13 protein-coding genes are annotated in these 17,726 nt (G+C 33.8%); 5 read left to right on the plus strand and 8 right to left on the minus strand.

Annotation, left to right across the window (positions count from 1 at the left end):
* Positions 1–42 precede the first annotated feature (42 nt).
* On the minus strand, positions 43–381 hold the full coding sequence (locus ATO12_RS22985; protein WP_034247151.1) for a P-II family nitrogen regulator: 339 nt from the start codon (positions 379–381) through the stop codon (positions 43–45).
* Positions 382–827: 446 nt separating this feature from the next.
* Here ATO12_RS22985 and gltB point away from each other — a divergent pair, with 446 nt between their 5' ends.
* The 3 genes from gltB to ATO12_RS23000 all read left to right on the plus strand — a co-directional run bounded on the left by gltB (position 828) and on the right by ATO12_RS23000 (position 7,774).
* Positions 828–5,330, plus strand: a complete 4,503-nt coding sequence (gene gltB / locus ATO12_RS22990; RefSeq protein WP_240486177.1) for a glutamate synthase large subunit — start codon at positions 828–830, stop codon at positions 5,328–5,330.
* A 13-nt stretch (positions 5,331–5,343) separates the two neighbouring features.
* Complete coding sequence (locus ATO12_RS22995; protein WP_034247154.1) at positions 5,344–6,807, plus strand: glutamate synthase subunit beta; 1,464 nt, start codon at positions 5,344–5,346, stop codon at positions 6,805–6,807.
* A 145-nt stretch (positions 6,808–6,952) separates the two neighbouring features.
* Positions 6,953–7,774, plus strand: coding sequence for a zinc metalloprotease (locus ATO12_RS23000; RefSeq protein WP_034247156.1), 822 nt, complete (start codon positions 6,953–6,955; stop codon positions 7,772–7,774).
* A gap of 129 nt (positions 7,775–7,903) precedes the next feature.
* Here the strand turns inward: ATO12_RS23000 and ATO12_RS23005 are convergent, their stop codons facing one another.
* The 5 genes from ATO12_RS23005 to ATO12_RS23025 all read right to left on the minus strand — a co-directional run bounded on the left by ATO12_RS23005 (position 7,904) and on the right by ATO12_RS23025 (position 13,271).
* Complete coding sequence (locus tag ATO12_RS23005; protein WP_034247158.1) at positions 7,904–10,576, minus strand: M56 family metallopeptidase; 2,673 nt, start codon at positions 10,574–10,576, stop codon at positions 7,904–7,906.
* Positions 10,576–10,935 (minus strand): BlaI/MecI/CopY family transcriptional regulator, encoded by a 360-nt coding sequence (locus ATO12_RS23010; protein ID WP_034247160.1) that lies wholly within the window; start codon positions 10,933–10,935, stop codon positions 10,576–10,578. The genes ATO12_RS23005 and ATO12_RS23010 overlap by 1 nt, the downstream gene beginning before the upstream one ends.
* Positions 10,936–11,352: 417 nt before the next feature.
* Entirely contained in the window at positions 11,353–11,895 is a 543-nt protein-coding gene (locus ATO12_RS23015; protein WP_034247162.1) for a hypothetical protein, read from the minus strand.
* A gap of 263 nt (positions 11,896–12,158) precedes the next feature.
* Entirely contained in the window at positions 12,159–12,803 is a 645-nt protein-coding gene (locus ATO12_RS23020; RefSeq protein ID WP_034247164.1) for a fused MFS/spermidine synthase, read from the minus strand.
* A gap of 57 nt (positions 12,804–12,860) precedes the next feature.
* Positions 12,861–13,271, minus strand: coding sequence for a GlcG/HbpS family heme-binding protein (locus ATO12_RS23025; protein WP_034247166.1), 411 nt, complete (start codon positions 13,269–13,271; stop codon positions 12,861–12,863).
* A 351-nt stretch (positions 13,272–13,622) separates the two neighbouring features.
* Here ATO12_RS23025 and ATO12_RS23030 point away from each other — a divergent pair, with 351 nt between their 5' ends.
* Positions 13,623–13,811: a hypothetical protein gene (locus ATO12_RS23030; RefSeq protein ID WP_034247168.1), complete on the plus strand. Its 189-nt coding sequence runs from the start codon at positions 13,623–13,625 to the stop codon at positions 13,809–13,811.
* A 134-nt stretch (positions 13,812–13,945) separates the two neighbouring features.
* On the opposite strand, the gene ATO12_RS23035 is transcribed toward ATO12_RS23030, so the two are convergent.
* Together ATO12_RS23035 and ATO12_RS23040 are read right to left on the minus strand one after the other, a co-directional pair.
* The gene (locus ATO12_RS23035; protein WP_051576047.1) at positions 13,946–14,794 is read right to left on the minus strand and encodes an alpha/beta hydrolase family protein; all 849 of its coding nucleotides are present in this window, start codon (positions 14,792–14,794) and stop codon (positions 13,946–13,948) included.
* Between the two features lie 24 nt (positions 14,795–14,818).
* The gene (locus ATO12_RS23040; protein WP_051576048.1) at positions 14,819–16,342 is read right to left on the minus strand and encodes a M20/M25/M40 family metallo-hydrolase; all 1,524 of its coding nucleotides are present in this window, start codon (positions 16,340–16,342) and stop codon (positions 14,819–14,821) included.
* Between the two features lie 125 nt (positions 16,343–16,467).
* Between ATO12_RS23040 and ATO12_RS23045 the strand changes: the two genes are divergently transcribed.
* Positions 16,468–17,403 (plus strand): tetratricopeptide repeat protein, encoded by a 936-nt coding sequence (locus ATO12_RS23045; protein WP_034247170.1) that lies wholly within the window; start codon positions 16,468–16,470, stop codon positions 17,401–17,403.
* The last annotated feature ends 323 nt before the right edge of the window (positions 17,404–17,726 follow it).

The raw sequence follows: 17,726 nt of genomic DNA on the forward strand, positions 1-17,726 counted from the left end.
TTTAGTTTTTGATTGGTTAATTTTTTTGAGTAATAGGAAATATTAGTTTAATGTTTCTGCACCTTTTTCCGAAGTGCGAATTCTATACGCTTCTTTGATGTCTGAAACAAAGATTTTTCCGTCACCAACCTCTCCTGTTTTTGCAGCTTCTAGAATTGCAGAGATTGCAACTTCTTCAAAATCATCATTTACAACAATCGATAAATATCTTCTCTGAATATCTGTGGTACTATAAGAAATCCCTCTATAAACACTTCCTTTTTGTTCATGCCCCACTCCGGTAACATCCCAATAGGAGAAAAACATAACACCTTTATTGTGTAAAGCCTCTTTTACAACCCGGTATTTTGATCTCCTGATAATTGCTTCTATTTTCTTCATAAAGAATAAAAGTTAAAATTAATATTGAATTACATTCAAAAATATACTATTTTGAAATATACTATATAAAAAATAGGGTATTTATGTATGTTTTTATCATTTATTGTTTTTTAACCCTATTAAAATTAGGGTTAAGTGTTTTTTATGTTGAAAAAATAATGATTTAATACTCGGGAGGGGCGAAATATTTTCGAAAACGTTTTCGTTAAAATTGGTTGATAATCAGTTGTCTGTGATTTGGTGCTAATTCTTGATTTATTTAGTTTTTTTGCCTGAAAACGCATTGTCAAATTCATAATTAGAAGCTCTTATTTTGTGATTATTTTATTCTGAAGGGGCTTTTTTTATGTAGCTCAGAAAAGTGATTGCGAAAGCAGTTTTTTTCTTTCTCTGTACTTAATGATTTGTTAATTTCATCTGCTTGAAACACTTTTAGATCAGAAAATATGATGAAGAAACAAGGAATGTATCTACCAGAATTTGAGCATGACGCATGTGGTGCAGGATTCATTTGTAGCTTAGAAGGAAAGAAATCAAACGATATTATTCATAAAGCATTAGAGATTCTTGAAAAGCTAGAGCATAGAGGTGCTGTAAGTGCTGATGGAAAAACAGGAGATGGCGCCGGAATCCTAATTGATATACCACATGATTTTTTTACTGAGCATTGTGATTTTAAATTACCAGCTGCTGGAGAATATGCGGTAAGCAATGTTTTCTTACCTAAGAAAGAAAATCAAAGGCAGTTTTGTATAGATACCTTCGAACAAAATATTATTGATCAGGGGCTTGTTTTATTAGGATGGAGAGATGTTCCCGTGGATCATATTCATATTGGTGAAATTGCAGCCACAACAGAGCCATTTATAAAACAAATATTTATAGGTAAAGGAAATGAAAATCAAAGCTATTTTGATTTTAACCTAAAACTATTTATAGCAAGGAAGGTGACAGAACATACTATATATGAATCTAAATTGTCAGAAAGCAAGTTTTTCTATCTACCTAGTTTGTCTACAAAAACCTTGATATTTAAAGGTTTATTGATGCCAGAAGATATTAAGTTGTATTATAAAGATTTATTGAATCCAAAAGTAGTCACCCGATTGGCTTTGGTGCATCAGCGCTTCTCGACCAATACATTTCCAACCTGGGATCTGGCACAGCCTTTTCGGTATATGTGTCATAATGGTGAGATTAATACCCTAAGAGGGAATGTAACCAGGATGCGATCTAGAGAAGAGTTGTTAGAAAGTGATTGGTTTGGGGAGGATATCAAAAAAGTACTTCCGGTGGTATTGAAGGGTAAATCAGATTCAGCCTCTATGGATATGGTAGTAGAACTGTTATTAATGACAGGTAGATCTTTGCCAGAGGTGATGATGATGATGGTGCCAGAGGCCTGGGAGAAAAATCCTGAAATGTCTGAAGCTAAGAAAGCTTTTTATGAATATAATTCTTGTGCTATGGAACCATGGGATGGCCCTGCTTCGATCCCTTTTACAGATGGTAATTATATTGGGGCGGTACTAGATAGAAATGGATTAAGACCTTCTCGTTATAGCGTAACCAAAGATGGTTATGTAATCATGTCTTCAGAAACGGGAGTAGTAGACATTAAACCAGATAATATCGAATATCACGGAAGATTAGAACCAGGGAAAATGTTTCTGGTTAATATGGATGAAGGTAGAATTATAAATGATGAAGAAATTAAAGAGGAAATTGCAGCAAAGCATCCTTATCGAGAATGGTTGGATGATAATCTGGTGCACTTAAAAGATATACCATATAATGATTGCCCTTTGTTTTTGGGAGAAGAAACTGTTGCTAAACGAAAAGAAGTATTTGGATATACTCAAGAAGATATAGATACTATTATTTCTCCTATGGGGCAATTGGGTAAAGAACCTATTGGTTCTATGGGTTCTGATACTCCAATTGCAATACTTTCTGAGCGTCCGCAATTGATCTATAACTATTTTAAACAATTATTTGCACAGGTAACAAACCCACCATTAGATGGTATTCGTGAAGAACTGATTACCGATATAAGTTTAACTCTGGGGTCTGATCATAATATATTTGATATTAATGAGAAACATTGTAATAAACTAAAAATCCAAAACCCTGTAATATCAAAAGAAGATCTGGATAAGATTAAAACCTACACAGGTAAAGGGTTTAAATCTACTTCTGTGCCGATGTTGTATAACATTAATAGAGGATTAAATGGTCTTGAAGATGCATTAGAAATACTACTCAAAAATGTGTCAGAAGCTATTGATGAAGGAACGAATATCATCATACTTTCTGATAGAAATGTGAGTAAACACAGAGCGCCAATTCCTGCTTTATTAGCATGCTCCTATGTTAATAGTGGATTACAAAAACTAGGAAAACGATCCAAAGTCAGTACTATTATCGAATCTGCAGAACCAAGAGAAGTACATCACTTTGCTTTGTTATTTGGGTACGGAGCTAGTGCAATTAATCCATATATGGTAAATGAGATTATAGGAGAAGAAATTAAAGAAAATAATATTTCGGGACTCACTTTTGAAAATGCCATATATAACTATAATAAGGCTGTAGGTAAAGGAGTCTTGAAAGTGATGAATAAAATAGGGATTTCTACCTTAAACTCTTACAGAAGTTCTCAACTGTTCGAATGTATAGGTATTAATACCAAAGTTGTTGATCAATATTTTCCAAATACTGCTACACGTATAGAAGGAATAGGGTTATATGAAATCGAAAAAGAGATCTCTAAACGCCATAAAAGAGCTTATATAGGGCAAGAAGTAGCTGCAAATTTAAGCTTAGAGATAGGAGGACAATACCGATGGAGGCGTAATGGGGAAAAACACCAGTTTAATCCTTTATCGGTAGCTAAACTACAAAAATCGGTTCGGGATAATGATCCCGAAACGTATGCAGAATATGCCAAATTGATCAACGAGCAATCAAAGGCACTGATGACCATTAGAGGAATGCTGGAGTTTTCTAATTATGATCCTATTTCGATAGATGAGGTAGAACCTTGGACAGAGATCGTAAAACGTTTTAAAACAGGAGCTATGTCATACGGGTCTATTAGCCAGGAAGCACATGAAAACCTTGCTGTAGCAATGAACCGTATAGGAGGAAAAAGTAACTCTGGGGAAGGAGGAGAAAATCCACTTCGCTTCTATAAAGATGTAAATGGTGATTGGAAAAACAGTGCAATTAAGCAAGTAGCTTCTGGTCGATTTGGAGTGTCTTCTAACTATTTAACGAATGCTGCCGAGATTCAAATTAAAATGGCTCAGGGCGCTAAACCAGGAGAAGGAGGACAGTTACCAGGGCCAAAAGTAAATCCCGAAATAGCCAAAACCCGTAATTCTACACCTTATGTGGGATTAATTTCACCACCACCACATCACGATATTTATTCTATCGAAGATTTGTCACAGTTAATTTATGATCTAAAATCTGCAAATAGGAATGCCAGAATAAATGTAAAATTAGTATCAGAAGTTGGTGTAGGAACTGTTGCAGCAGGAGTAGCCAAAGCAAAAGCAGATGTGGTGCTAATTTCTGGATTTGATGGAGGTACCGGAGCATCACCATTAACATCGCTAAAACATGCTGGACTCCCATGGGAACTTGGTATTGCTGAAGCGCAGCAAACATTAGTAGGTAATAACCTGCGCAGTCGTATTGTGCTAGAGTGTGACGGACAGTTAAAAACCGGTCGGGATGTTGCGATAGCATGCCTCCTGGGAGCAGAAGAATTTGGTTTTGCAACAGCACCTCTGGTAGCATCAGGGTGTGTAATGATGCGTGTATGTCACTTAAATACCTGCCCGGTTGGTATAGCTACGCAAAACCCAGAACTGCGCAAAAAATTTAAAGGAAAACCAGAACATGTCGTAAATTATATGTATTTCGTAGCTCAGGAGTTGCGAGAGATTATGGCACAACTAGGATTTCGTACCATCAATGAAATGATAGGACAGGTAAGTAAGTTGGATCATAAAAAAGCGATTGATCATTATAAAGCTGCAGGAGTAGATCTTACACCTATTCTTCATCAGGTAGAGACGCCTTCGGGAGTAGATATCTATAATACCGAAAATCAGGATCATGGTTTAGAGAAGTCTATAGATTTTGAAATCATAGAACAAGCACATCCGGCACTTTTCCGTAAAGAAAAAACCGCATTAGATTTTGATATTTGTAATACCGATCGAGCAGTAGGCGCTATCTTAAGTAATGAAATATCAAAAATATATGGCGCACAAGGATTGCCCGATAATACCTTGAAACTAAACTTTACCGGGGCAGCCGGGCAAAGTTTTGGAGCATTTGCTACCAAAGGATTGACTATGGTCGTAAATGGGAACACCAATGACTACCTCGGAAAAGGGCTTTCGGGAGCAAAACTCATTATTAAAGTACCCGAAGAAGCTACTATAATTCCCGAAAATAATGTGATCACAGGTAATGTAACCCTGTATGGAGCTACAGCAGGAGAAGTGTATATTAATGGTAAAGCGGGAGAGCGATTCTGTGTGCGTAACTCTGGAGCAAAAGCTGTAGTTGAAGGAATTGGTGATCATGGATGTGAATATATGACCGGAGGTATTGCTGTAATTCTGGGAGAAGTAGGAAGAAATTTTGGAGCAGGGATGTCTGGTGGAATTGCGTATATCTATGATGAGAAAAAGACATTTGAAATGCATTGTAATAAAGAGGCGTTAAATCTAGATCCTGTGATAGAGGAGAAAGATATTGAAGAGTTAAAAGCCTTAATAGAGAACCATTACAATACTACTTTAAGTCCTTTGGCTCAAAGAATTTTGGAAAACTGGGGGAGCGAATTACCAAAATTTATCAAAATTTTCCCTGAAGAATATAAGCAAGCATTAAAACGATTAAAAGAAGAAAAACTAGCACAAGTATAAAACGATATTGAACATGGGAAAGATAACTGGATTTTTAGAATTTGAAAGAGAGATAGAAGGGTACCAACCAGTAAAAGATCGTATCAAAGGGTATAAAGAGTTTACTGTAGAAATGCCCGAAGGAAAACTCAAAAATCAAGGAGCACGTTGTATGGATTGTGGAATACCATTTTGTCATAGCGGGTGCCCATTAGGTAACTTGATTCCTGATTTTAATGATGCTGTGTATCGCGGTCGATGGAAAAAAGCAGCAGACATTTTGCATTCAACTAATAATTTTCCTGAGTTTACAGGTAGATTATGCCCTGCACCATGCGAAGAAGCTTGTGTATTAGGTATAAACGAAAACCCGGTGACTATTGAGAATATTGAAAAAAATATCGTAGAACAAGCTTTTCAAAATGATTGGATTAAACCTAATCCTCCAAAAGAAAGAACGGGTAAAACGGTGGCTGTGATTGGATCTGGCCCTGCTGGATTAGCAACTGCACAACAATTAAATCGTGTAGGGCATTTGGTGACCGTTTTTGAAAGAGATGAAAAAGTAGGAGGATTATTGCGCTATGGTATTCCTGATTTTAAAATGGAAAAATATGTGATCGATCGTCGTGTCGCTATTTTAGAAAAAGAAGGTATTATCTTTAAAACAAATACGCATATCGGAAAAGAGATCAAAGCAGATACGTTAAAAGCTGATTTTGATGCAGTAGTATTGTGTACAGGAGCTACAGTTCGTCGCAATTTGCCTGTTAAAGGGGCTGATCTTAAAGGAGTAGTACAGGCTATGGATTTTTTACCTCAAAATAATAGAAGAGTCGATGGTATAAAAGATTTGGGAGAAGAAATTCTGGCTACAGAAAAAGATGTGATCGTAATTGGAGGAGGAGATACAGGATCAGATTGTATTGGTACTTCTGTACGACAGGGAGCAACTTCTGTAACTAATTTTGAGATTATGGGTAAAGGAACCATAGATCGCCCTGCACATCAACCCTGGCCATTTTGGCCAATGCGTTTGCGTACAAGCTCATCTCATCAAGAAGGAGTAACTCGTAATTGGAGTATCTCTACCAAAGAGTTTTTGGGGGATAAAAACGGAAATCTAAAAGGTTTAATCACTACAGAAGTAGAATGGGTAAAAGAAAATGGTCGTTTTACACTAAAAGAAATTCTGGGTACAGAGAAAGAATGGAAATGTGAATTAGCATTGTTGGCTTTAGGGTTTACAGGATCAGAGCCTACTATTGCAGAACAGTTAGGGGTGGATATGGATGCAAGAACCAATATTAAAGCAAGTGAGCAAAATTATGCAACCAATGTAAAAGGGGTTTTTGCAGCAGGTGATACTCGTAGAGGGCAATCTTTGATTGTATGGGCAATTGCAGAAGGTAGGCAAGCTGCATATCATGTTGATGCCTATTTAATGGGAAGTTCTAATCTACCGCTTAAAGGGGAGGGGGATTTACCTAGGGTATAAAAGATAATTGAAATTTAGTATTTGATTGTTTTTTAACATTTTAAATTAAATATTAGCAAGTTTGGTATTGTTATGTGGTAATATAATGTAATTATAAAGTTAAATAATTATATAATTTTCAATGGTAATTTTAAACTATATAATTATGTTAACACACAAATTCAAACTCAGTATTTTTTTGGCCACTATTTTATTATGTACAAGTTGTCAAAATGATGGTTTAGATCAGGACGATTTAAATCAAGAACGACCATTATCTAAAGAGGCTACAGCAACTTTGGATTATTTGATTGAAAAAGGATTTTCTAAAGAAGATCTTAAACCAAATTTTGAGGATGAAGCTTTCATGCATGGTGACATGATGATTCCTTTTACATTAAAAAGTAATAAAGATGCAAACCCACCTAAAGAAGGAAGCATTCAGGAGAAAAACAGATGGTTTTTTGGCGGAGTTGGAGTATACTATAGTAACTCTAGAGATGTTAGATATTACGTAGAAAATAACTATCCAAGAAACTTAGAGTATGCACTTTCGTGGGCTGCTTGGCATTGGAGTGTTTCAAGTCGTAATATTAATATAAGTAGAACGTATAATAGATCGAGTGCAGATATTTTGGTAGGATCCTGGTATAACTCTAATGAAGGTGCATGGGCAAGAGCACTGTTGCCTGATGGTAGAGGGAATGTTGGTGCTTGGATGAGGGTTAATACAGCTAAACCCCATCCAGGTGACGAATCTACAATGGCTTTGTTAATACATGAGTTAGGACATAATCTTGGTTATCACCACTCTGATCAGACTTATGGAGGTCATATACCAGGTACTAATGGTGTAGCTTATCATCAAAGCAATAATTGTGGATCTGTCATGAAAAGTTCAATATATACATGCAATTGGAGATTCAGCTCAACACCAGGATGGTCGAGAGATGATAGAACGGCTATCACGTGGGCGTATGGGAATTAGCAAGTTAATTTATAGGATATTTATTATTTAAATACCTTTATAATTTTAATTAAGATGGCTCTATGATCATAATCATAGAGCCATCCCGTTTTTTGATTGATTGAATTTTGGCTAGTGTATCCTATATATTTAAAAATGAATTTTGATTCTAATGGCTTGCTCTAGCGAAACATCTTTGTCCTGTTCTTTTAAGGACTTAATAAACTCTGGTGTAACATTATGAATCTTAAGGCTTTTTGCCTGATCAGCAGTTATATTTTTAAATCCAATATCTTTAAAAGATTGTACAAACTCTGGTGTAACCCTATGAATTTTAAAACTCATGATATCATCTAGAGGAAGGTCTCCGAATTCTGTCTTTTTGAACTCTTTAATATACTCGGGAGTTACATTATGAATCTTTAGAGATATTAACTTACTCAAAGAAATATTAGAATATCCTATTTTTGAATAGTCTGAAGCAGTACTGGGAGACACGTTATGTATCTTTAATGATTTAGCTTCGTCTAAAGAGATATTTTTATACCCAGCTTTTTTAAACGAATCAATAAAATCCGGAGTTACGTTATGGATTTTTAAAGCTACAACATCATCAAGAGGAATGTTGTTGTATCCAGCTTTATTGAACATTTTGATAAATTCTGGTGTAACATTATGTATTTTTAATTTGATGATATCATCAATTGGTACATTATCATAACCAAGTTGTTTAAATTGTTTTATAAAATCATTTGGCGTTTGTTGATCATCTTGCGAGACACCACGACTATTGGTAGAACTCGATAAAGTATTTTGATCTCTTTTGCTTTTTGAGGAAGAAAAACCTTTGGCTGTTTTTACCTGACCCGGTGTGATATCATGAATCTTTAGTTTTATAGCTTCTTGTAATGAAATGTTATTTTGCCCAGCTTTTTTATAAGCTTGTATAAGCTCTGGAGTTACTCCGTGAATTTTTAATTTTTTAGCTTCCTGTAAAGTGATATTAGGATATCCAGCTTTCTTAAAATTATTTATGTAAACAGGAGTAACGTTATGAATTTTAAGATTTTTAGCTTCTCGTACAGTGATATTAGTATGCCCGGCCTTTTTGAATGACTCAATAAAATCTGGAGTCACATCATGAATCTTTAATTTCATATAATCATCAAGAGACAGGTTGCCATAACCATTATTTCGATATGATGTAACGAATTCAGAAGATACATTATGGATTTTAGCTTTTGTAATCTTTTTTAATGATGTTTTATTTCCATTTAAGGTGTTGATAAATGAGATATAAGCAACATCAACATTAAATAAATTAAGCTTACTTATCTCTTCTATTGTATAATTCTCATAACCTAATCGAGTAAGTTCTTTTCTGTACATTTTTAATTTATCAAGCGGAAGTGATTTATGAATAATATCTTCAAAATCATCTTGATCGATTTTTAGATTTTCACGTTTTAAATAACTAAGGTAATTGTTGTCAAAACCAGTAAGGAAACAATGCACCAAATCTTTATTGTCGACATGTAAACCATAGGCCTTGAGCGATTTAATAAACGACTCATTGGGAGTAAATTCATATCTTCCATCACCTATTTTGTTATCAAACTGACCTACATAAGTCATAGTCCCGGCATCTTTGGTGATTTTAAACTGTTGTCGATCTCCGCTAGGAAAATCTTTAAAGTATATAGGGTTATAGCATCTGGTCATAGACCAGAAATTTCGCTTAAGTGGCTCTGCACTTCTATACATGATACATAATTTACCTCCTCCAACTTCGGCATCCCATACTCCTTTGGTAAAATTATTCTGAGCACTAGATGATATAGATTCTTTTCTCGAATCTATAGTCGTATCTATAAGGTCTTTATCATGATCGACTAATGTTTCATTGGGTTTTACCGGATTAAAAGAAAATACGGTGATAGCTAGTAGTGGAATAATGATTAGGTATTTCCACCCTGATTTTGATGTTGATTTTTTAGAATTCATCATAAGGATTCGTTTTTTGAGAAATGATTGATTGTAACTTGTGGCCAAACCTGTTGGCATATTTGGGGTGGAGACTTTTAGGAGATTCATTTGATAAATTTCTCTGTCTTCACCTATATTAAGCATATTATTGTCGGTTAGGTATTCTAGATTATTATCGATAGCTCTGCGATATAACCAGGCAAAAGGATTAAACCATTGCATCATCACTAATAATTCTACTAATAACATATCGATACTATGCCTACCTTTGATATGTACCTGTTCGTGTTTTAGGATTTGTAAATATGTATCAGGATTATATTGACTGGGGTTCATAAATATTCGATTCCAGAACGAATAGGGGGCATGTTTTTTATCGGTTTCTACAATTTTATAATCATCAACTTCTATGGTTGGGTATTTAGAAATTCGATATAATAAAACTCCTAATTGGATGATAAAATGAATACCAAATACCAATATACCTAATACATAAATGTATAACAGAACTGTTTCCCAGTCTAAAGATTTGCTAACAGAAGTTGTATTGATGCCAGAAGTATCGGTGGTTGATATATTTTCAATTTGTGTAGCTGTTTCTGGTATTGTATAATCTGTAACAACAGCGTTTGAAGGTTGTATTTCTACTTCTTGAAATAAAGCACTTTTAAATGATAAACTTTCGGGAACCGTAATAAAGGGTAAAGTGAATGAAAGTACAACTAATGATAACAATACCCATCTGTTTAAATGGTAAAAAGTCTCTTTGGAAAGAAAAAATCTATAAATAATGTAAGATAATCCTATTAATGCCGAGCTATGTATGATATAGTTCATTATTTCTTGTTTTTTATTAGTTGAATTATTTCTTCTAATTCGTCGGTATTTATCTTTTCTTCCTTGGCAAAAAATTTAACCAAAGCCAAAGGAGAATTGTCAAAATAGTTGTTTACTACCTCGCCTAATACTTCCTTTTGATACTCATCTTTTGATACTAAAGGGTAATATTGAAAACTGTTGCCATACGCTACGTGACTAATAAAACCTTTTTCTTCTAAAATTTTTACAATCGTAGCAGTAGTATTATAATGTGGTTTAGGATCAGAAAGCTCTTCGATGATTTCTTTTATAAATGCCTTTTCCAATTTCCACAGACTTTGCATAATCTGTTCTTCTCTTTTGGCTAATTTCTGCATAGTATTAATTTTATAAAACAAACTTACTACTAATCTTTTAGTTTTGCAACTAATTTATTAGTAGTGCAACTAATTAGTTAGTAGTTTTGTTGTGTAAACTGTTGATTTTAAAAGGTTTTTAGAGGGTGTTAAAAAAATGATAATGTATTTTAGAAAAATAAATTTCTAAGAAGTGCATTACGAATTTAAAAAATAATGATTGCTTTTTTTAGGATATTAGAGTACATATACCCGTTGTGTATTTTGATAAAATTCTGTCAATTCGAGTGAGTTTTACGATTGAAAATGAGTAAAATTTGTATCGAGAATAAGAATTTTAACTTTTAAAGGGTTCTCGATACAATTTTTTTATCAAAAAACCACTCGAACTAACATTTTAAAAACTGTTTTAGCTCTAAATGCATAACAGGTTATTATCTACTCTAATAATAACCGCAATTCATCACGATTGAGTAGTTCAGGAGTATACTCTGTTATAATACCATAATTAAAAAATGCACTTTTCATTTTTGTGCTATCTTCAATCAGGTCAAATATATTGGTATAAAAATGTTCAACCTTATCATCTTTGGTATGCATAATAAGTGATGAAGCAGTAGTGATATATTCATCTTCCTGATATTCTTTTAACTTTAATAGTTTAAAATCGATCTTGGATGCAATTGATGTGATATTGGCTAACTCAATTGGTTTAGTATATGAAGTACAGTCAAAACAAACGATTAATTTTTTCTGATTCGATTTTAACCGATAGGTGATGGTGATTTCTTTATTGACTAATTTTTCAAAACCATCCATATCTACAAATACCAGGGTATCATTAGTTTTTGTTTTAACAGTGAGGACTGTCGTGAGGTAGTCATCAGGCATGATTAATATCTCTTCAACCGACAAAACTGTTGCTTTTATAGTATTAATTTTGTCATCCTGACTACGAGTCGTAACCCCTTGTGTAGGCATTTTTAAGTTACTACTACTTTCTTTTGAATTTTTATTACTGTTACATGAGATACAACAAATCAAAATAATTGATAAAAGGGATGTAGGTATTTTCACAGTATTGTTTTATATAATTGGTTGTAAATGTAATACATAAAAGCAATACGGGATTACACTGTTTTCTGGGAAAATGATGTTATCATATTTTATGGGTAGGAAAAACAGAATATTACTAAGATCTATATTATTTCAGATTAAGAGTGCATTGAATTTGTAAAAATATACTATAGTTTTTTCTTTCCGATTAATAACGTGTTGGTACCTTGAACTTGATCGTGTTGTGAAAATTCGATATCGGGTTTAACTATAGATATAAGGGATTCGATTTTTATGTTTTCCTTCAAATTAATTCCGGCATTAAACACGATTTGTCCACCTGGTTTTAATAAGGGAATAAGGTTTTTCCAGAATTGATTTTCATAAAACTTTTTGGGAACTTGATTATCAATAAAAATATCGATGATTATAATTTCAAATTGTGATACACAATGATCGACATAGAAAAAAGCATCTTCACAAATGATTTCGAGATTGTGATTACTGGTTATATTAAATTCATTTTTAGCAATTTCAATAATTACTTTATCAATTTCTACAGCGGTAATTTTTCCTTGATGACCAAATGTATTTCTAAGGGGAGCTATTATACTCCCACCGCCAAGCCCTAGTAAAAGAATATTGCTATTGGCAGAAATATCTAGTAGTGAAAGTCCGTAACTAAGTAATTTTTGTAGCGACCCGTAGGAGTAATTTGCATTTTGACTATCCAGTACTTTTTTACCATTCATCCATGTGAGTTCTAATGTTCCATTAATTTGTGAGGGAACTTCTTTGGTGAACGGCCACAGATAGCTTAATAATCTCTTCATGTATTTCTGGGCATAAAATCTGGTTATTTAATGCTTTGTAATCAATGTTTTCTTTAGTTAGGCAAATATACTTAGCGCTGTAGCACCAGCTTCGGCCACAGCATGATCGTTTTCTATGCTGCTACCACTTACCCCAATAGCACCTATTATAGTTCCCGAATTGTTTTTAATAGGAACACCACCAGGAAAAGTAATCAGTCCGCCATTAGAATGTTCTATATTATATAAAGGCCCTCCAGGTTGTGACAGTTCTCCGATAACACCAGTATTTTTACCAAAAAGACAAGCCGTTCTGGCTTTTTTAATGGAAATATCAATAGAACCTATCCAGGCCTGATCCATACGTGCAAAGGCAATAAGGTTTGCACCAGAATCTACTATTGCGATATTCATTTGAGTATGTATAGCTATTGCTTTTTCTTTTGCAGCGGTAATGATTTTTTCTGCTTGTTCTAGAGTGATGTTCATTATTTCTTGGTGTGTAATGATTCTAATTCAAAAGTAAAGTTAAAATGTATAATTTCTTGATGTTTTTTATACTAATCTGTAAAATTTTATGATTGTAAAAAGAAAGGATTATTCGGCTTAAATATGAGTAGCATTGATAAGAAATGCTGCTTGATTACTTTTTTATTCATAAAGCTTAAGACTATTTCTCTTTTGATACTGCTCTCGTTTTTTAAGAATGTATACTGGTGTTTTAGATAGTTTTAACCCTGTATAAATCATACAAAACCTCAATTTGTTTGTGTAATTCGCGTATTTAGTTATCAGTAATTTACATTAAATTTAGATGATATAAATTTAAATATATACACAATGAAAAGTATTCTTAATTTAGCTGGAGTCACAAAACTCAGTAAAGAACAACAGCAAACTATTACAGGATCAAGTATGAGATGGGCTAGATGCTGCCCAACCGGGAGAGGTTGTCGAGTTGGCCCTCCAGGAGGAGGGTTCTGTGAACCGGGCTACTGTCGTCCTAATGGCTACTGCATCTTTGCATAGTACATACAAAGAGGGTAAACAGTATCGTTTGCCCTCTTTTTTTCTAATATTTGATTTACCCTTTTAGAATTAGTAGTAAGACTATATGATCAGTAAAGAAAAATCAATATAAGAATTATGCAGAATGGATGGCTCTATATAGCATCAAACCAGATTAAAGTTTTTGCCCAGAGGGTATGCTTAAATTTTCTGCTAAAAAAACCAAAATGTCCTATTTTGTCTGTTGGGATTTCATGTAGTTGTATCATTTTGATTTTTTTATCAGATTTTTTAAACAGATCATGTATTCGGCTAATTGCCGGTTCTGTTCCTATAGGATCATCTTCTACACCTAGAGTAAGAAGTTTTGAGGTACACGTATTGTAATAAAAAGTTATACCAATAGCTTCCATTTGTGTTTTCATATCGGCATGTCGCTTTCTGTTGTTCCACTGTTTGATTACACCTTTAGGAACGTCTTCTAATAACCCTAGCTTTTTTCCGGGGAAATAACCAAATAGATATGTAATCATAGGAAAAACAATATGCCATAAAAAATAGATTTTGGTTCTCTGTTTCTTAGACCAATCTTTGTAATATGCTGTCTGTGCTCCAATATTAATAATTCCACTAATTTCATTACTCTTTTCGGTCATTCCGATAATTGTTCCTCCAATGCTATGACCAAGAGTTACTATTTTATGATCCGGAAACTTTTTTTTGGCATAATCGAGTACTCCAGAAAAATCTTTTTGCCCCCAATCAGTAAAAGAGGCTTTAAAACCACTAAGTTTTTTTGGCCTAGAACCCGCAATTCCTCTATAATCATAGGTAATTACCTGGTATCCATTTTTTGCCATGTAAGCAGCGTAGTGATGATATAATTTTTTGTCTACAGCTGTAGCCGAATTAATAATCAATACTTTGTTCTTATCAACGATTCCCTCACAAGGGTATACCTTTCCTGATAAGGAATAATTATCTATGGTAGGAATACTAATCATATAAAGTATTTGATTATTGTAGTGTTACAGTTTTTGTGTTAATATTGCTGTAATTGTTTTAATACCGTCGATATAATTGCCTAGTCTAATATTTTCATTAGGGCTATGTTGGTTGTTATCTTTGTTTACAGTAGGGACAATAACAGCGGGAATATTTAGAGTATTTACAAATGGTGAAATGGGAATAGATCCTCCTCCGGTACGGATCTGCACAGGAAGTTTACCAAAGGCTCTTGTCATTGCCTTTCTTAACCATTTCCCTATCTCCGTATCAAAATCGGTTCTAAAGGCATCATAGGCGATTTGATAATTAAAACGGATAATTTTTGGATATTTCATTCGCTCTTCTTCAGTAGGAGTGCTATCTATAATATGATACCCCTGATCCAAAATATGTTGTTTTATCATATCTACCATATGCTGTGCGTTAGTTTCTTTAACCAGTCTGATATTCATTTCGGCGATAGCACTAGAGGGGATTATTGTTCTTGTTTTGTTGCCTACCCAACCCGATTGTAGTCCCAGAATTCCTAAAGAAGGATATTGTATAGATTCTTGATACGTATTTGCTATATTATCTATTGAAGCAATCCCAAGTTTTTTTCTAATTATTTTTTCATCATCCGGTACCTGGCTTAAGATTTTTTTTGTTTCCTCAGATATTTCAATTCCATCGTACCAACCAGGTATGGCAACTTTTCCGTCTTCTTGCATCATCGAACCTAATAGTTGAGAAAGCCGTAATGCAGGATTAGGAACATAATTACCATAATGACCACTATGTTGTGGTGCTTTGGGGCCAAAAACCTCGAGAGATAATGTTGTGATTCCTCTTGCTCCGTATACCAAAGTGGGTTGATTAGAAATATGCCTTGGACCATCAAAAATGACAAGCATATCCGAGGCCAATTCTTCTTTATAATCTAATACAGCTTTGGGTAACCTGGGAGAACTAATTTCTTCCTCAAAATCCATAATGACTTTAATGTTATAATTAGGCTCGTACTCAAATTTATTAATAATATCCATCGCTTTTAGAAACATAACAACAGGCCCTTTGGCATCAGATGTTGATCTGGCAAAGATTCTCCAGTCGGGATTAATCTCACCAGTTAATTTATGCAATGAGATGGTGTTCCATTTTCCTGCATTATCTTGTTCTTTTAGTACTGCTTTATATGGGTTTTCCTGAAACCATTTGGTCGTATCAACAGGTTGCCCATCTATCTGAAGGTAGACTAATACTGTCTTTTTTGCATCTTTATGTTGTCTACTTGCGAGTAGTAAGGGAATTTTTTCTGTTATGAGACGTTTAGATGTAAATCCACGGTCTTTAAATGCTTTTTCACACCACTTTATATTTTTTTCTATATCCTTTGGATAGTGTGCATCATTGGGTAAACCCAAAAGTTCTATCAACTCATTAAAAGAATCCCTGGCATAGGTGAGTGAAAGTTCATCTAATTCACTGTCCTGTAGCGATTGCGAAGTAGAGGAGAAGGTAAGAAAAAGTAGAGTAGTTGTAATAATATATCGAGCTATAATCATATGCATAGAAGAATTAGATGTTACCGATAATTGTAAATGTATATAAAAGATTAGAATAGCTATTTTTATTTTAAATAACCTTAACAAGTTTTCTTATATTCGATTCAAATTAAATCATTTAGGCTATGCATACTTATAAAATAATCCTGGTTTCTTCATTTATATTAGCATTGTGTTTTTCTTGTAAAAAAGAAAAATCACCCAATGTTATACAGGAAGTCGAAAAGTCTACTGTAGAATCTGTTGATAAAAAAGACCCTGTCACAACACTTTCGCAAAAAATGACCAATCAATATGAGAAAGCTCAACAGGATTTTCTGGCAGATTCAACTAATATAGATCATATCATTTGGTACGGAAGAAGAACTGCATATTTGGGAAAGTATAAAGAAGCCATTGCAATTTACTCAAATGGAATCAAGAAGTATCCTAATGAAGCTCGGTTATACCGGCATAGAGGACATCGTTATATTTCGATAAGAGAATTTGATAAAGCAATACATGATTTAGAGTTTGCAACGACATTAATAGAAGGAAAGGAAAATACTATTGAGCCTGATGGGCTGCCTAATGCTATGAATATTCCTGTAAGCAGTCTGCACGGAAACATATGGTATCACCTGGGATTAGCATATTACCTAAAAAACGATATGAAAAAAGCATATCATGCTTACCTTAATTGCAGAAATTTAAAATCTAATGATGATAATACAGTCTCGAGTACAAACTGGTTATATATGATTCAAAGAAGAATAGGAAACAAAGACAAGGCTAATGAATTATTAGATATGATAACCAATGATATGACAATTATCGAGAATACAAGTTATTATAATCTATCTAGATTCTATAAAAAGATAATTCCGATAGACTCGTTACAAACAGGAAAAGATGCACCTCAGGATGATGCAACTCGATATGGGATTGCCAATTGGTTTTTTTATAATGGAAATAAAGAGAAGGCAAAAATACACTTACAAAAAATCCTGGAAGGTAAATCACGAAGCTCTTTTGGATATATTGCAGCAGAATCTGATTTTGCGAGATATTTTGATGAGTAAACATTGTTTGTAGTTATAGAGATAAGGGGTTTAAACTGTTTTAATGTACAATTATCCCTTTGTTATTTCTTTCTAAAAAAAAATATTAGGATTAAGAAATTAAGTGAAATCCATGAAGAGAGAGACATCATCGAAAAAATAATTTTCTTGCGAATAGGTTGAGATTCGTCTGGAAGAAAAAAGAAACACATACTTGTAACCAAAATACCAAAACCTAGGATAAGGCACATTGAAAATAGGTGAATGACTTTTGTGTTTTTTGTCTTTAATGTGTTTATAAGTAAGAGGAGTAGGCCAATTGATGCAGGAATCCAAGGAGTCAT

The sequence above is a fragment of the Aquimarina atlantica genome (genome assembly GCF_000626715.1).
Lineage (GTDB): Bacteria > Bacteroidota > Bacteroidia > Flavobacteriales > Flavobacteriaceae > Aquimarina > Aquimarina atlantica.

Excerpts from the sequence above, each read along its gene's own strand:
- ATO12_RS22985 (WP_034247151.1), bottom strand. The coding sequence starts at position 381 with ATGAAGAAAATAGAAGCAATTATCAGGAGATCAAAATACCGGGTTGTA.
- gltB (WP_240486177.1), top strand. The coding sequence starts at position 828 with ATGATGAAGAAACAAGGAATGTATCTACCAGAATTTGAGCATGACGCA.
- ATO12_RS22995 (WP_034247154.1), top strand. The coding sequence starts at position 5,344 with ATGGGAAAGATAACTGGATTTTTAGAATTTGAAAGAGAGATAGAAGGG.
- ATO12_RS23000 (WP_034247156.1), top strand. The coding sequence starts at position 6,953 with ATGTTAACACACAAATTCAAACTCAGTATTTTTTTGGCCACTATTTTA.
- ATO12_RS23005 (WP_034247158.1), bottom strand. The coding sequence starts at position 10,576 with ATGAACTATATCATACATAGCTCGGCATTAATAGGATTATCTTACATT.
- ATO12_RS23010 (WP_034247160.1), bottom strand. The coding sequence starts at position 10,935 with ATGCAGAAATTAGCCAAAAGAGAAGAACAGATTATGCAAAGTCTGTGG.
- ATO12_RS23015 (WP_034247162.1), bottom strand. The coding sequence starts at position 11,895 with ATGCCTACACAAGGGGTTACGACTCGTAGTCAGGATGACAAAATTAAT.
- ATO12_RS23020 (WP_034247164.1), bottom strand. The coding sequence starts at position 12,803 with ATGAAGAGATTATTAAGCTATCTGTGGCCGTTCACCAAAGAAGTTCCC.
- ATO12_RS23025 (WP_034247166.1), bottom strand. The coding sequence starts at position 13,271 with ATGAACATCACTCTAGAACAAGCAGAAAAAATCATTACCGCTGCAAAA.
- ATO12_RS23030 (WP_034247168.1), top strand. The coding sequence starts at position 13,623 with ATGAAAAGTATTCTTAATTTAGCTGGAGTCACAAAACTCAGTAAAGAA.
- ATO12_RS23035 (WP_051576047.1), bottom strand. The coding sequence starts at position 14,794 with ATGATTAGTATTCCTACCATAGATAATTATTCCTTATCAGGAAAGGTA.
- ATO12_RS23040 (WP_051576048.1), bottom strand. The coding sequence starts at position 16,342 with ATGATTATAGCTCGATATATTATTACAACTACTCTACTTTTTCTTACC.
- ATO12_RS23045 (WP_034247170.1), top strand. The coding sequence starts at position 16,468 with ATGCATACTTATAAAATAATCCTGGTTTCTTCATTTATATTAGCATTG.